The organism is Pseudomonas sp. lyk4-R2A-10 (assembly GCF_030209075.1).
Lineage (GTDB): Bacteria > Pseudomonadota > Gammaproteobacteria > Pseudomonadales > Pseudomonadaceae > Aquipseudomonas > Aquipseudomonas glycinae.
In genome coordinates this window covers 243,435-258,024 of record NZ_JARVSR010000003.1, presented here as the reverse complement: position 1 = coordinate 258,024, position 14,590 = coordinate 243,435, and the positions used below count along the sequence as shown (strand labels likewise).

Genomic DNA, 14,590 nt, shown 5'->3' with positions numbered 1-14,590 from the left:
GATCATGGAGGAATTTTCCTGATGTATAGACTGTTCGCTTGCCTGCTTTTCGTGATTTGTTCTGGTTGTGCAAAAGACCATGTATGGCCTCCGGCGAATTTGAGCTACGTGTCTGTTGAGAGAGACAGGTCTCTATATGTAATCAGGTATCAGTCGAATGTTGATGTGTTGGATCTTTTTGGTCGGGGAGAGAGGGTAGGAATGGCTTCAGGCATGCTTCATTGTGCCTTGGCTGAAGATCAGGATTTCTCGGTTGGTAAAGCCATTCGGTTTTCAGCGTTTGGATTGATATCGCCGGATAAAAGAGACGGAGCCCCGGCGGGATACTCTTATCTGACCCATGCTTTCATTTCCGAGACCTCCAGCAACCGAAGCTCGGAAAGATATTTGTCAGTGGCAGAAATCAACCAACTCCTCTCAGGCAAACAACAAATCCCCTGCAAAGTCGTCGTCACCGCTTACGGCTACAAACCCTACTACTCAAACACCATGAACCTCCCGGTCGCAGACCTGCTGCGCGAAGTCAACAAGCCCTGAGCTCAGCGCCCATCGGGGGGATCAAGCAAATCCCCCCGCATCCACCCCCAATTCACCCCGCAAAAACTCCACCAACCCCCGCTGCAATCCACTCAACACCCCCTCGCGGCTGACCAGCGCCAGCTCCGTCGGCGGCAGCGGCGGCAAGTCCGTGTACACCCGATGCTCCGGCAACACTGCCGAAGCCGGCAGCACTGAAACCCCGAGCCCTGAAGCCACCGCCGCCTGAATGCCGGTCAGGCTGTGGCTGCCGAAGGCCACGCGCCAGGGGCGTTGCGCCACGTCGAGCAGGCGGATCGCCCGTTGTCGGTACAGGCAACCCTGGGGAAACAGCGCCAGCGGCAGCACGCCTGTGGAGGCATCGAATTCCACGCCTTTGACCCACACCAGTCGCTCCGGCCAGGTCGCCCAGGCGGGGCCGCTGTCGGGTTCGCGTTTGATCAGGGCGATGTCGATTTCGCCGCTGTCGAGGCGTTGACGCAGGTCGAGGCTCATGCCGCTGACGGTTTCCAGTCGCGCTTGCGGGTGGCTGCGGGTGAAGCCGGCGAGGATCAGCGCCATGCGTCGGGCGTCGAAGTCTTCCGGCATGCCGATGCGCAGGATTTCCAGATCCAGATCGCTGGCCAGGGCTTCGCTGGCCTCGGCGGACAAGGCCAGCAGGCGGCGGGCGTAGTGGATCAGCAGTTCGCCGTGCTCGGTGACGCTGACGTTCAGCCCGGTGCGGTCGCGCAACAGCAGCGCGTGGCCGACCAGGTCTTCGAGTTTGCGTACCTGTTGGCTGACCGTGGATTGGGTGCGGTGGACCCGTTCGGCGGCGCGGGTGAAGCTGCCTTCATCAACCACGCAGACGAAGGTTTTCAGCAGTTCCAGATCCAGCATGGCGGCGGTCTCGATATTTGTTTGGCAACTGACGGTAGGCTATTTATTTAATTTCACACTATCACCCCGAGTTCATAAACTGAAGCCCTCACTTGCAGAGGAATGCCCCCATGACGTTGATCAACACACCGCGCCCGCAATGGCTGACCTTCGATTGTTACGGCACCTTGATTCAATGGGACGAAGGCCTGCGCGCCGTGGCTGAGCGGATCCTGAGCGAGAAGGGCGAACACCGGGTCGACGCCGGGCGCCTGATCGAGGTTTACGACCGCCACGAACATCGCCTGGAACAGACGCCACCGCATCGCTCGTTTCGCGAACTCAGCACACTCGGCCTGCAACTGGCCCTGGAAGAACTGGGGCTGGCGAGTGCCAGCCAGGACAGCCAGCGCCTGGCCGCCGCGATCCCGCAGATGCCGCCGTTCCCCGAAGTCGTCGAGACCCTCGCGCAGCTCAAGGCCAAGGGTTTCAAGCTGTGCATCGTCTCCAACACCGATGACGACATCATCGCCGGCAACGTCGCTCAATTGGGTGGCCACATAGACCGGGTGATCACCGCGCAGCAGGCCGGCGCCTACAAACCGGCGCCGAGGCTGTTCGACTACGCTCATGAGCAATTGGGCGTCAGCCGCGATCAGGTGGTGCACATCTGCGCCAGCCCGATGCTCGACCACACGGCGGCCCGCGACATGCATTTTCGCTGCGTATGGATTGATCGAGGGACCGGTCGTCAGTTGCTGCCGGACTATCGGCCCGACGCGATCCTCAACACGCTGGACGAAGTGCTGCCGCTGTTCGCATCCCTTGGCTGGTCATAAAGGAGGTTCGCCATGGCCCATACCCTGACCGGCAGCGCCCGACCCGCGCGTTACGCCTCGGTGAACCTCGACAGCGAAGCCATCATCACCGCTCGCCAAGAGCTGGCGGCGTGCTTTCAACTGGCGGCGCTGCACGGCTTGGAGGAGGGAATCTGCAATCACTTTTCGGCGATGTTGCCGGGGCACGATGAGCTGTTTCTGGTCAATCCGTACGGCTATGCGTTTTCCGAAGTCACGGCGCATAACTTGCTGGTCTGCGACTTCGACGGCAACGTGGTGGACGGCGAGGGTCAGCCGGAAGCGACTGCTTTCTATATTCATGCGCGCCTGCACCAGCGACTGCCCCGAGTAAAAGTCGCGTTCCACACCCATATGCCGAACGCGACGGCGTTGTGCCTGCTGGAGGGGCCGCCGCTGTTGTGGCTGAGCCAGACCGCGCTGAAGTTCTACGGGCGCACGGCGGTGGACGAGCATTACAACGGGCTGGCGCTGGATGAGCGTGAAGGCGACCGGATTGCCGAGGTGATGGGCGAGGCCGACATTCTGTTCCTGAAAAATCACGGGGTGATAGTCGCGGCGCCGACCATCGCCGAAGCCTGGGACGATCTGTATTACCTGGAGCGTGCCGCGCAAGTGCAACTGCTGGCGATGGCCACGCAACGGGTGTTGAAACCGGTGCCGCACGCGGTGGCGCAGCGGGCGTACGAGCAGATGCGCGAGGGCGATCCGGAAAGTGCGCGGGCGCATTTGCACAGTGCAATGCGGCGGTTGGCCCGTCAGGGCTGATGCGGGTAAAAACGGGCAGGCAAAAATAATTTGCGTCGCAGGTCATCCAATTGCCCTGCGCGCCGATAGCAACTGGGTCGGGATCGTAGCGAGGGCACTTGGTTGCCCCACACAACCCGGTGGGCTACGCTCACAAGAACAAGGGTTTCGGGCTTTTGCCCCTGTCGTACCTGCCCAGGACACGCTTTTGCCTATCCCCATTCACGATCCGCATCAGGCCCCCGGCGGCACCCTCAAGCGTTTGCCCCTGCGCAAGGCGGCGGTGTTGTTCATCGTTGCCGTGTGTCTGTGCCTGTCCGGTCTGCTGTATTTGCAGATCGAACAGTCGCGGCGCCAGGATCTGGCCAACGCGCAGGTGTCGTCGGCCAACCTGACCCGGGCGATGGCGCAGCAGGCTGAAGACACGTTTCTGGCGGCGGATCTGGTGATGACCAGCCTGGTCGACTGGGTTCAGGAAGATGGCTACGGTGCGGCGCAGAAGCCGCGATTGCAGCGAACCTTCGCGCGGCGAGTGCAACAACTCGAGCAGTTGCACGGCATGTTCCTGTTCGACCGCGAAGGGCAGTGGGTGATTACCTCGTTCCCGGATCTGCCGCGCGGCAATGGCGTGGCCGATCGCGAGTACTTCAAGTTTCACCAGCAGAACGTGTCGGGTGTGGCGCACATCGGCCCGGCGATCCGCAGCCGTGAGAACGGCGAGTGGATCATCCCGATCTCGAAACGGGTCAACGACCGCGCCGGCAATTTCCAGGGCGTGTTGCTGGCCGGGATCAAGATGTCGTACTTCGACAAGTTCTTCAAAAGCTTCAGCCTGGACGACAACGGCACGATGTTTCTCGGCATGACTGACGGCACGTTGCTCGCCCGTCGGCCGTTCGACGAGTCTCTGATCGGCACCTCGCTGGCCAAGGGCGAGATCTATCAGAAGCTGCTGCCCAACGCCTCCGCCGGCACCGCGATGATCGATTCGGTGGTCGACGGTGTGGCGCGTCTTTATGGTTACCGGCAGCTGGAAAGCTACCCGTTGGTGGTCGCGGCGTCTTCGTCCCGGGACACTATCCTCCAGGGCTGGTATGACCGGGCGTTTCAGTCCAGCGTGATCGTGGCGCTGGTGATGCTCGGCGTGGGGCTGTTCGGCTGGGTGTTCATTCATCAGGTACGCGATGGCGAGCGGATCGAAAAAAACCTGCGCAAGGCCCAGCAGGCGCTGGAACAGATCGCCACCCACGACAGCCTGACCGGGCTGGCCAACCGGCGTCTGTTCGAGCGCTCGCTGGAGGTGGAATTTGCCCGCGGTGCGCGGCAGTCGAGCCCGGTCAGCCTGATCATGCTCGATATCGATTTTTTCAAACGCTACAACGATGCCTACGGCCACGTGGCTGGCGACCATTGCCTGACGCAGGTCGCGCAGGTGGTGAAAAACTGCTGCCAGCGCAAGTCCGATCTGGCGGTGCGCTATGGCGGTGAAGAGTTCGCGGTGCTGCTGCCGGACACCGACATCAACGGCGCACTGGCAATTGCCGGGCAGATCCGCCGCAGCGTGATGGACAAACACATCACCCACAGCGGTTCGCCCACCGGGTATCTCACGGTGAGCCTGGGTTGCTATGCGTTTATTCCGACCGGCAACGACAGCCCGGAACTGTTCATTCAACGTGCGGATGCGGCGCTGTATCAGGCCAAGAACGCCGGCCGCAACCGCGCGGCCGTGCTGTCAATGGACGTTGGCGTTGGTGAACTGATGCGTTCGGATCGCTGACAAAATCGAATCGGTTCAGACACAGGCCATGGCCTTCACCATGACCTGCTCTTGTTCGTTCAGCCGCCCGTGCCACCGCCGGCACCGCCCGTGCCGCCACCGGCCGAACCGGTGCCACCTCCCGCTCCCGAACCGGAACCGCTGGCGCCGCCATTGGTGCCGGTGCCATTGCCTGCGCCGCTACCGCCGGACGGCGAGCCCGGCGTGTTGTCCGGTGGCATGGGCGAGCTGTTGGTGGAGCCGGATTTGGTGCCCGTGGCATCGGCGCCGTCATTGGCGGCGAACGTGACGGCCGAGCCGCTGGCCAGCAGGCCGATCAGCAACAGCGAAGTGAGTTTGCGCGTCATCATGGTCTGTCTCCGGAAAGGGGATTTACCTGATATTGGTCAGACGCGCCGAACCCTTGGTGCCGGCCGGATGACGAGCGGTCAGAAGTCCACGGTCGCCGACACCTTCAGCGTACGCGGCGTGCCCTGGGTCAGGTAACCGCCGTTGGCCGAGGCCCAATAGGCTTCGTTGGCGACGTTCTCCAGATTGGCCCGCAGGGTGATCTGCTTTTCATCCAGTTTGAAGGCATAGCGCGAGCCGAGGTCGAAGCGGTTCCACGCTGGAATGCTTTGAGTATTCGCCGCATTCAGGTACTGGCCGCCGGTACGCAACATCCGCGCGCTGAGGGCCGCGCCTTCGAGGCCCGGAATGTCCCAGTCGGCGCCGAGGTTGAACTGGAAGCGCGGCACCCCGACGGCGCGGTTGCCGTCATTCACGCCGTTGCTGCTGCCTTCCAGTTCAGTCTTCATCACGGTTGCGCCGCTGAGCAGGCGCAGGCCGTCGAGCGGTTCGCCGTACACGTTGAGTTCCACGCCTTTGTTGGTCTGCTGACCGTCGACCCGGAAGATTCCGTCCTGGGTGTAGCTCGACGGTTGCTCGATGCGATAGACGCCGAGGTTGGCGCCGTAGCTGCCCATGTCCAGGCGCACGCCGGCCTCGATCTGCTTGCTGCGCACCGGGGCGAAGGTTTCGTCGCGGTTGATCGCGGTGGTCGGCGGCGTCGGGCCCTTGGCCAGGCCTTCGATGCGGTTGGCGTAGAACGACACGTGTTCCCACGGCTTGATCACCAGGCCGTAGACGGGGGTAGTAATCGACTCTTCATAACTTGAGGTGCGGGCGCCGGTGGCGGTGCTCCAGCCGTCGACTTTCAATTCCTGGCGACGCACGCCGAGGGTCAGCAGGATGCGGTCATCGACGAAGCCGAGGGTGTCGGAAATCGCCTCGCTGCGCAGGGTGTTCTTGCCGGTGATGCGCGGGTCGCTGATGTCGCTGGCGAACGAGGTGGGCGCCGGGCGCGGCTTGTCGGTGACGTTGTACAGGTTGGTGCTGTAGCGCCCGGCGGTGCCGATGGTTTCGAACGCCGAGCGCTGCTCGCCCCAGATGCCCGCCCAGCCGAGGTTCAACTGGTGCGTGACGGGGCCGGTGTCGAAGCGGCCGTTGAGCCCGGCCATGGCACTCTGGTTGTCTTCGTCGTGGGGTGAATAGAGCATGCCGCCACGGGCGTTGCCGTTGAGGTCGGTGACGGTCAGCGACGAGTAAACCCCGTTCTCGCGGGTGTGCTTGGCGCCGCCGGACAAGTAGGCGGTCCAGTTGTCGTTGAGGTCGTACTCGGCGCGGGCCATGCCGAAGGTGTCTTCGAGTTGCGAGTAGCTCCAGCTCTGGGCGTAGCTGGCGTTGGCGTGCGGCACCTTGGGCGCTTTTGCCAAGCTCGAATCGACATAGACCACCGAGCGGCCCTGGTTGATGACCTGCTTCTGATAGCCGAAATCGGTCGAGACTCGCAGGCGATCGCCACGATAGTCCAGGCCGAGGCTGAACAGCGACGAGCGCTGGTCTTCGTCATCGACGGCAGTATCGCCTTCGCGCTGCATCAGGTTGACCCGCGCGCCGAAGCGGTTGTCCTCGCCAAAGCGCTGGCCCAGATCCAGATGGCCGCCGACCCGACCGTCGGCGCTGTAGTCGAGGGTGACGCTGCGGGTCGGCGTGTCCATGGCGCGTTTGGGTTGCAGGTTGATCCCGCCGCCGATGCCGCTGCCGCTCGGGGTCACGCCGTTGACGAATGCATTCGGGCCCTTGAACAGTTCGACCCGGTCCAGCGCTTCGACGGCAATGATCTGCCGGGGCAGCACGCCATAGAGGCCGTTATAGGAAATGTCATCGGAGGCCAGCGGCAGGCCGCGGATCATGAACATCTGCGAGAAGTTGCCGAAGCCGTTGGACTGGCGCACCGAGGCGTCGTTGAGCAACACATCGCCGACGGTCTGGGCCTGTTGGTCGGCCATGGTCTTGGCGGTGTAACTGGTGACGCTGAAGGGCAGGTCGTTGACCTCCTGGTTGCCGAGCATGCCGATCTGCGCGCGGCGCGCGACCTGTTCGCCGCCGTAGGTATCGCCGCTGTCGTCACGCAGGGCGCTGACGTTGGTGGCGCCCAGTTCCAGCGCGCCGTCCGCCGCAACTTTCGGCGCCACGGTGTAACCGTTGTGCCCGGTTCTGATCAGCTCGAAACCGCTGCCTTCCAGCAACCGGGCAAAACCGCTCTGCGTGGTGTAGCTGCCTTGCAGGCCCGGGCTCTGGCGATTGCCCAGTTGCGCCGGATCGAACGACAGCGGCACGCCGACGCTGACCGCAAATTGCGCCAGCACATGGCTGAGCAGGCCGGGGCCGATGTTGACGCTGCGGCTGGCGCTTTCACTGACGCTGTCGGCGGCTTGGGCGGCGCTCGGCAGCAGTGCGCTGAAGGCCAGGGCCAGGCTCAGGTTCAGGGCCTTGAGCGCAAACGTGGCGGGGCGGGGCGATGGCATTGCGGTCATTCGGTGTTCCTGTCGGGGGCGTGGAATCGGAAGGTCTATCCACTCACCGGACGAGTCGCGAAAAGGTATCAGCGAATATTGAAAATATTTTCCGAGGGCTCAGACACGGGGCTCCACCGACAGCCAATAGCGGGTCAGGCTGTTGATGTTCAGCGGCAACGTATCGCTGAGCAACCGCAGGCTGGCGTCGGTGTCGCGCAGGGAAAACGCCCCGGACACGCGCATCGCCGCCACGTCCGGATGGCAACGCAGGACGCCGTGACGGTAGCGGCTCAATTCGCCGAGCAATTCGTCCAGACGCATGTTGCTGGCCAGCAGCATGCCTTTGTCCCAGGCCAGGGACGCGGTGTCGAAGGTTTCGCTGCTGTCGAAGCTGTTGAGCTTGAAGCGCTGCCGTTCGCCGGCCTTTAGAATCGCGCTCTGCTTGAGCAGTTGCGGGGTGATCTGGACCTGGCCTTCGAGCACCGACACCAGGCTGCGCGAACCCTCGGTGCGCACGCAGAATCGTGTGCCCAGTGCGCGAGCCACGCCCTGCGGGGTTTCGACAATGAACGGGCGGGCGCTGGCGTCTGCGGCGGTGTTGATCAGCACTTCACCGTTGAGCAGCAGGACGCGGCGCTCTATCGGACTGAAAGTGATGTCCACGGCGCTGTCGGTGTTGAGCACCAGTTGAGTGCCGTCCGGCAGTTGCAGGTTCTTTTGTTCGCCGACGGCGGTGCGCTGGTCGGCGGTCCATTGCTGCCACGGCACATGCTGCGAAGCGATGCCCAGCGGCCCGGCCATCAACAGCAAGCCGAGGCGGGTGAGGGTCTGGCGACGGCTGAGGCCTTCTTTGCGCGAGGCGCGTTTCAAGGTCTGGATCGCGACGTTGGCCGGCACGCTGCGCAAATCCCCCAGCAGCGCTTCGGCCCGTTGCCAGGCCATGGCGTGCTCGGCGCTGCGGCTGCGCCATTGGGCGATGGCCTGATGGTCGGACGGGGTCGCGGTGCCGGAATGCAGTTGCACCAGCCAGTCGGCGGCTTCGCCGAGAATCTGCGGATTGATCATCGACGAATGCATCAGGCGACACTCAGGCAGGCAATGAACGCGGCACGCATGTGGCGTTTGACGGTGATCAGCGAAACTTTCAGGCGCGTGGCGATCTGCGCGTAGGTCAGGCCTTCGATCTGTGACAGCAGGAAGGTCTCGCGGGTCTGCTCGGGCAGTTCGCGCAGCAGCGCTTCGATGCGCCACAGGGTTTCGAGAATCAGGTAGCGGGTTTCCGGCGACGGCACCTCGGCGGCGGGCAGGTGCGCAATGGTTTCCAGATACGCGCGCTCCAGGTCCTGTCGCCGCCAGCGGTCGATCACCAGACCTTTGGCAATGTGCGTCAGCAGCGCCCGGGGCTCGTTGCCCAAGGGCTTGATCACCTGCCGGGTGAGCAGGCGCAAAAAGGTATCGTGCGCCAGATCGGCCGCATCGCAGCGATTGCCCAACTTGCGTTGAAGCCAGCCCTGCAGCCACCCGTGGTGTTCGCTGTAGAGCGTCTGGACTTGCTGATTCAACGGCTGATCGAGGGACGACATGGAGGGCAGATACTCGTTTCGGGCGTCCGTTGCCAGAGATGCAATCGAGAGTGCGATTAGGGTGCAATTAAGAATTGATCGCATTCTAGTGGCGCGCAACGAGTGATGGCAATTGTCCTTTCACACTTTCTTTTCTGACACCGACGCAGTGGCCTACCCATCTTCCGGGAGATTGGCTATTTGCCGGTCCGGGCGCCGGGACTAACGTAGCCCCACATTCACTTGCCCCGGAGATCCCCGATGAAACCTCGTATCGATTTCTACACCGCGTCCCCCGATGCCCTGAAAGCGATGATTGCCCTGGAAACCGCCGTCTCGAAACTGCCGCTGGAAAAGACCCTGATCGAACTGGTCAAGCTGCGCGCCTCGCAGATCAACGGCTGCGCGTTCTGCATCGACATGCACACCGCCGACGCGATCAAGGGCGGCGAAACCCCGCGCCGTTTGTTCGCCGTGACCGCGTGGCGTGAAGCGCCGTTTTTCACCGAACGTGAACGCGCCGCGCTGCTGTGGACCGAATCCCTGACCCAACTGAGCCTGACCCACGCCCCGGACGAAGACTACGAAGTGGTCGCTGCGCAGTTCTCGCCTCAGGAAATGGTCGACCTGACGGTCGCAATCAGCACCATCAACAGCTGGAACCGCCTGGCCGTGGGCTTCCGTAAAACTCCGCAAGCCTGATCGATCAATGTGCATCGGCACTCGGCGCGGCCGGTGGTTGCACCTTGCGCATCAAGGGCACCATCGCCGTGGCGATGCCGAAGCACACCATTATCATCAGGAACGTGTCGCCGTAGGTTTGCGTCTGCGCTTCACGGTAGGTCAGCAGCCATAGCTGACGCAGGCTGGCGGTGAGGCCGACGTCGCCGCTCTGACCCAGCGCGGCAAAGTTGCCGCCGACCTGGGCCAGCCACTGATTCACCGCTTCGTTGCTGCTGTTCAGATGCTCCGCCAACCGGGTGAAATGCAGGTTGGTGCGGTCATTGAGGATGGTCGCGCAGGCGGCAATCCCGATAGCACCGCCCAGATTGCGCATCAGGTTGAACAGGCCCGACGCATGCCTGAGCCGCGCCGGTGCCAAGCCCCCTAAAGTCAATGTCACCGCCGGCGGCACCGCCAGTTGCTGGGCAATCCCGCGCAGGGCTTGCGGCAGCAGCAATTCTCCGGCGCCCCAATCGTGGGTGATCGGACTGAATTCCCACATCGACAAGGCAAACAACGCCAGGCCCGCCATCATGATCCAGCGCAGATCGATGCGATTGGCGAGAAAGGCGTACAGCGGAATCGCCATGATCTGGAACACCCCGGTGGAGAAAACTGCCAGACCAATATCCAGCGCGCCGTAGCCGCGTACCCGGCCGAGAAACAGCGGCGTCAGGTAAATCGTCGCGAACAGGCCGATGCCGGTGACGAAGGAAAAGAAGCAGCCAAGGGCGAAGTTGCGATCCTTGAGCGCGCGCAGGTCGACGATCGGATTGGCGACGTGCAGCGTGCGGCCGACGAAGGCCAGCCCGGCCAGGCCACTGATCCACGCGGTGGTCAGGATCGTCTGGTCGCTGAACCAGTTCCAGCGCGGGCCTTCTTCGAGGGTGTATTCCAGGCAGCCGAGAAACAGCGCCAGAAACACCATGCTCAAATAGTCCGCGCCTTTGAGCAGCGACAGTTCCGGCTGGTCGATCTTCACCAGCATCGGCACCGCCACGGCGACGAAAATCCCCGGCACCAGATTGATGTAGAATAGCCAGTGCCAGGACGAAATATCGGTGATCCAGCCGCCGATCACCGGGCCCAACGTCGGTGCCAGCGAAGCCACGGCGCCGATGGTCGCGGCAGCAATCACTCGCTGCTTGCCGGTGAAGAAAAAGAACGCCGTGGTGAACACCAGCGGAATCATCGACCCACCGAGAAACCCTTGCAGCGCGCGAAAGGCGATCATGCTCTGGATGTTCCAGGCGATGCCGCAGAGCAGGCTGGCGAGGGTGAAGCCGACCGCCGAGGCGCAGAACAGCCAGCGCGTGGAAAAAACCCGCGACAGCCAACCCGACAGTGGAATCACGATGATCTCGGCGATCAGATAACTGGTCTGCACCCACGCCGTTTCATCGGTGCCGGCGGACAACCCGCCGCCGATATCGCGCAGCGAGGCCGAGACGATCTGGATGTCCAGCAACGCGATGAACATGCCGATGCACATTGTGGCGAAGGCGAACACCTTGGTCGCCGTCGCCATCTCGGCGGCATTGAATGGCTGCGCGGCGGCGGTGAGGGCGGTGCTCATGGCGCGCTGGCCACGGCAGTGGTTTCAGGTTGGGCGCGGGTGTCGACTTCAGCGGTCACCGACAGGCCGGGACGCAGATGGCCGAGCACGCCGTCCGCCGGGTCGAGCAGGATCCGCACCGGCACCCGCTGAACGATCTTGGTGAAGTTGCCGGTGGCGTTTTCCGGCGGCAGTACGCTGAATTGCGAGCCGCTGGCCGGGGCGAGACTGTCGAGGCGGCCGTGGAATTCCTGGCCGGACAACACGTCGGCACGGATGCTCACGCGCTGGCCGGGTTTCATTCGCGCCAGTTGATCTTCCTTGAAATTGGCATCGACCCACAGACCGCTGGCCGGCACTACCGATAACTGTTGCGAACCGGCCTGTGCATAGGCGCCGACCCGCGCGCGGCGGTTGCCGATCACGCCGTCGACCGGGGCGCGCAGCTCGGTATAGCCGAGGTTGAGTTGCGCCAGATCCCGTTCGGCCCGGGCTTGCTGGAGGGCGGCGCGGGCCTGTTGTTTCTGGGTTTCGATCACGGTGAGCTGGCGCTGCGCGGCCAGCAGTTCAGCCTGGGCCTTGGCGCTCAAGGCTTGTGCGGTCTTGAAGGTGGCGTCGGCCCGTTGCGCGCTTTCTACCGAGACCGCGTTGGTGGTCACCAGACGTTTATAGCGCGCGTTGTCATCTCGCGAACGTGCGGTTTCGGCGCTGGCAGCATCGATCCCGGCGCGGGCCTGACCGATCACCGCTTGCTGCAATTGTTCGGTGGCGTCGAGGTTGGCCAGCAGCGCTTCCTCGGCGGCAACCGCGCCTTCGGCCTTGGCCAGATTGGCGCGGTAGTCGCGGGCGTCGAGGCGGATCAGCACGTCGCCGGCCTTCACCTTCTGGTTGTCGCTGACCAGCACTTCTTCGATGTAACCGGCGACTTTCGGCCCGATCACCGTGACGTCGCCGCCGATGTAGGCATCGTCGGTTTCCTCGAGAAACCGCCCCGTGCCCCACCAATGCACGGCATATAGCCCGGCGAATACCAGCGCAGCCAGTCCCGCAGTCGGCAACAGCAGGCGTTTGAGCAGGGGAGGTTTGGGGGCGCTGACCGGAACGGCGAGATCGGGTTCTACGGTGGGCATGCTGGTCATGGCGTAATACCTGAAGAAGCGGAATGGCTATTACGACCGTAATATGACGTGAGTAATATTTTGTGGCAATTGATTTTTATCGCCGGTCGTCAGATGAATCTTGTTGAAAGCAAAAGCTGATCATTTGTTTAAGAAATGTAAGCGCTGTAGGAAGCGTCTTGCATTTGTGTAGGAAGGCTCTGACTATCACCGCAATTGATGGGGTGGCATTACGCCAGTTGATTGCAAGGATGTTGAGTGCCGTATTCGCTTTGCGTTGTTTCTCGTTGTCGTTCCCTGCCGCGCCCGCTGTTGTCGGCCTTGTTGTTGAGTGTGTGCGCGCCCAGCGTTCTCGCCGCCGAAACTCCAGCCCCTGGCCAGGAAGTGCTGCGTCAGCAGCAACTGCAACAGCGTGACCTGCAACAACTGCAACTCGAACAGCGCAAACGCCAACTGGAGCGCGGCGCGTTTGGCCCGACGCCGGTCAATCCGGACATTCCTGAGTCGATCAAACCTGATGAGCGCTGCTGGCCCTTGAGTGGTACGCGCATCGGCGGTGTGACGCTGATCGATAAAGACAAACTCAACGCCCGGATCAAACCGCTGTTGGCGCCGTGCATGGGCGTCGGCCAGATCAACCATTTGCTGGCGACCATCACCGCGCTGTACGTGGAGAAGGGCTATATCGCCAGCCGGCCATACCTGAGCAGCGCTCCAGCGGCGGGGCAATCGCTGGATATCCTGATCGACGAAGGCTACATCGAGTCCATCGAGCTGGCCGACCAGAGCCTGCCAGTGTCGCTCGGCGGGGCGTTCCCCGGAATGCTCGGCAAACCGCTGAACCTGCGGGATCTGGAGCAGGGGCTGGATCAGTTGAACCGTCTGCGTTCGCTCGATCTGACCGCCGACATCGCCCCCGGCGGCCAGCCCGGCGCGTCGAAAATCATCCTGCGTTCGCGGACCTCCTGGCAGTCGCGCTGGGCCCTCGGTGCCGGTTTCGACAACCTCGGCAGTGCCAGCACCGGTCGTGACCGTGACACCCTGAGCCTGACCCTCGACAGTCCGCTCGAACTCAACGACCTGCTGAGCCTCAGCGCCAGCGACACCCTCAATCAGGGGGATCGCTACAGCCGCAACGCCAGCCTCTATTACGCGATTCCCTACGGTTACTGGACGTTCAGCGCTTTCGCCAGCCACGCCGAATACCGTGCGCCGTTCAAACTCAGCGCGGCGACCCTGCACAGCACCGGCATCACCGATCAGCTCAGCCTGCGCGCCGACCGGGTGTTGTGGCGCGACCAGAGCCATCAGCTCAGCGCCAACCTGCAACTGGCGCACAAGGACGTCGACAGTTATCTGGAAAACGTCCGCCTCGGCATTCAGAGCCCGACCCTGACCGTGGCCGAAGCCGGGCTCAATCTGTTCTGGCTCGACCGCGCGGTGTGGAACCTCGACGTCAATTACGCCCAGGGTTTAAGCGGGTTCGGTGCCGACGACGATGCCGATCGCCAGGTCAAAAACCTGCCCAAGGCACAGTTTCGCAAGTACCGCGCCGGCCTCAGCCAGTGGCGCAACGGCCAGCTCGGCGCGCAAGCCTGGCAATGGCAGAGCCAACTCAATTTGCAGTACAGCCCGGATCCGTTGCCGGCCATCGAACAACTGCTCGGCACCGACGATTCCGCCGTGCGCGGTTACCGGGTCAGCAGCGCGTCCGGCGCCAGCGGCGCGATCTGGCGCAACACCTTGCGCCTGCCGCTGCGCAGCGATTTGCCGGTGCAGCTCACCCCGCGCGTCGGCCTCGACCACGGCTGGATCAAGGCCGATCACGGCGCTCCGGTTCAACGCCTGAGCGGCGCCAGCATCGGCCTCAACCTGGGCTGGAAAAACCTGCAGGTGGACGTCGATTACCAACGCAGCCTGAACACCCCGACCGGCCTGCACCGCGAACCTGAAACCTGGTTGATGCGGGTCGGATTACAGATATGAACGTCAGTGAACAACAGCCATCGGACC

13 protein-coding genes are annotated in these 14,590 nt (G+C 63.0%); 6 read left to right on the top strand and 7 right to left on the bottom strand.

Translation table 11 applies throughout. The features are described from left to right. The first annotated feature begins 201 nt into the window (after nt 1–201). A complete protein-coding gene (locus tag QRN46_RS07120; protein WP_007955877.1) occupies nt 202–537 on the top strand; it encodes a hypothetical protein in 336 nt (111 codons plus the stop codon). Between the two features lie 21 nt (nt 538–558). On the opposite strand, the gene QRN46_RS07115 is transcribed toward QRN46_RS07120, so the two are convergent. After that, nucleotides 559–1,416 carry a LysR substrate-binding domain-containing protein gene (locus QRN46_RS07115; protein ID WP_285354445.1) on the bottom strand — a complete coding sequence of 286 codons (858 nt, stop codon included), beginning with the start codon at nt 1,414–1,416 and terminating at the stop codon, nt 559–561. Nucleotides 1,417–1,526: 110 nt separating this feature from the next. Between QRN46_RS07115 and QRN46_RS07110 the strand changes: the two genes are divergently transcribed. The 3 genes from QRN46_RS07110 to QRN46_RS07100 all read left to right on the top strand — a co-directional run bounded on the left by QRN46_RS07110 (nt 1,527) and on the right by QRN46_RS07100 (nt 4,779). Continuing rightward, complete coding sequence (locus QRN46_RS07110) at nt 1,527–2,234, top strand: haloacid dehalogenase type II (RefSeq protein ID WP_011335133.1); 708 nt, start codon at nt 1,527–1,529, stop codon at nt 2,232–2,234. 12 nt (nt 2,235–2,246) lie between these two features. Continuing rightward, nucleotides 2,247–3,020, top strand: a complete 774-nt coding sequence (locus QRN46_RS07105; RefSeq protein WP_285354444.1) for an aldolase — start codon at nt 2,247–2,249, stop codon at nt 3,018–3,020. Between the two features lie 187 nt (nt 3,021–3,207). Then, on the top strand, nt 3,208–4,779 hold the full coding sequence (locus tag QRN46_RS07100) for a sensor domain-containing diguanylate cyclase (RefSeq protein WP_064380942.1): 1,572 nt from the start codon (nt 3,208–3,210) through the stop codon (nt 4,777–4,779). Between the two features lie 59 nt (nt 4,780–4,838). Here QRN46_RS07100 and QRN46_RS07095 read toward each other — a convergent pair whose 3' ends face one another. From QRN46_RS07095 to QRN46_RS07080, 4 genes are all read right to left on the bottom strand, one after another. Further along, nucleotides 4,839–5,129 (bottom strand): hypothetical protein, encoded by a 291-nt coding sequence (locus tag QRN46_RS07095; protein WP_201819938.1) that lies wholly within the window; start codon nt 5,127–5,129, stop codon nt 4,839–4,841. 78 nt (nt 5,130–5,207) lie between these two features. Then, complete coding sequence (locus QRN46_RS07090) at nt 5,208–7,637, bottom strand: TonB-dependent receptor (RefSeq protein WP_285354443.1); 2,430 nt, start codon at nt 7,635–7,637, stop codon at nt 5,208–5,210. Between the two features lie 99 nt (nt 7,638–7,736). Beyond that, nucleotides 7,737–8,696 carry a FecR domain-containing protein gene (locus QRN46_RS07085; RefSeq protein WP_285354442.1) on the bottom strand — a complete coding sequence of 320 codons (960 nt, stop codon included), beginning with the start codon at nt 8,694–8,696 and terminating at the stop codon, nt 7,737–7,739. Next, on the bottom strand, nt 8,696–9,202 hold the full coding sequence (locus QRN46_RS07080; protein ID WP_285354441.1) for a sigma-70 family RNA polymerase sigma factor: 507 nt from the start codon (nt 9,200–9,202) through the stop codon (nt 8,696–8,698). Before QRN46_RS07080 ends, QRN46_RS07085 begins: the two co-directional genes overlap by 1 nt. Nucleotides 9,203–9,442: 240 nt before the next feature. Here QRN46_RS07080 and QRN46_RS07075 point away from each other — a divergent pair, with 240 nt between their 5' ends. Further along, nucleotides 9,443–9,883: a carboxymuconolactone decarboxylase family protein gene (locus tag QRN46_RS07075; RefSeq protein WP_011335126.1), complete on the top strand. Its 441-nt coding sequence runs from the start codon at nt 9,443–9,445 to the stop codon at nt 9,881–9,883. 4 nt (nt 9,884–9,887) lie between these two features. Here QRN46_RS07075 and QRN46_RS07070 read toward each other — a convergent pair whose 3' ends face one another. After that, complete coding sequence (locus QRN46_RS07070) at nt 9,888–11,480, bottom strand: DHA2 family efflux MFS transporter permease subunit (RefSeq protein ID WP_285354440.1); 1,593 nt, start codon at nt 11,478–11,480, stop codon at nt 9,888–9,890. Continuing rightward, entirely contained in the window at nt 11,477–12,598 is a 1,122-nt protein-coding gene (locus tag QRN46_RS07065; protein WP_285354439.1) for an HlyD family secretion protein, read from the bottom strand. Before QRN46_RS07065 ends, QRN46_RS07070 begins: the two co-directional genes overlap by 4 nt. Nucleotides 12,599–12,835: 237 nt before the next feature. Between QRN46_RS07065 and QRN46_RS07060 the strand changes: the two genes are divergently transcribed. Further along, the gene (locus tag QRN46_RS07060; protein ID WP_201819948.1) at nt 12,836–14,563 is read left to right on the top strand and encodes a ShlB/FhaC/HecB family hemolysin secretion/activation protein; all 1,728 of its coding nucleotides are present in this window, start codon (nt 12,836–12,838) and stop codon (nt 14,561–14,563) included. Nucleotides 14,564–14,590: the final 27 nt, after the last annotated feature.

Bases quoted from the DNA above. Each gene is read 5' to 3' on its own strand.
- QRN46_RS07120 (WP_007955877.1), top strand. From the start codon at position 202: ATGGCTTCAGGCATGCTTCATTGTGCCTTGGCTGAAGATCAGGATTTC.
- QRN46_RS07115 (WP_285354445.1), bottom strand. From the start codon at position 1,416: ATGCTGGATCTGGAACTGCTGAAAACCTTCGTCTGCGTGGTTGATGAA.
- QRN46_RS07110 (WP_011335133.1), top strand. From the start codon at position 1,527: ATGACGTTGATCAACACACCGCGCCCGCAATGGCTGACCTTCGATTGT.
- QRN46_RS07105 (WP_285354444.1), top strand. From the start codon at position 2,247: ATGGCCCATACCCTGACCGGCAGCGCCCGACCCGCGCGTTACGCCTCG.
- QRN46_RS07095 (WP_201819938.1), bottom strand. From the start codon at position 5,129: ATGATGACGCGCAAACTCACTTCGCTGTTGCTGATCGGCCTGCTGGCC.
- QRN46_RS07090 (WP_285354443.1), bottom strand. From the start codon at position 7,637: ATGACCGCAATGCCATCGCCCCGCCCCGCCACGTTTGCGCTCAAGGCC.
- QRN46_RS07085 (WP_285354442.1), bottom strand. From the start codon at position 8,696: ATGCATTCGTCGATGATCAATCCGCAGATTCTCGGCGAAGCCGCCGAC.
- QRN46_RS07080 (WP_285354441.1), bottom strand. From the start codon at position 9,202: ATGTCGTCCCTCGATCAGCCGTTGAATCAGCAAGTCCAGACGCTCTAC.
- QRN46_RS07075 (WP_011335126.1), top strand. From the start codon at position 9,443: ATGAAACCTCGTATCGATTTCTACACCGCGTCCCCCGATGCCCTGAAA.
- QRN46_RS07070 (WP_285354440.1), bottom strand. From the start codon at position 11,480: ATGAGCACCGCCCTCACCGCCGCCGCGCAGCCATTCAATGCCGCCGAG.
- QRN46_RS07065 (WP_285354439.1), bottom strand. From the start codon at position 12,598: ATGACCAGCATGCCCACCGTAGAACCCGATCTCGCCGTTCCGGTCAGC.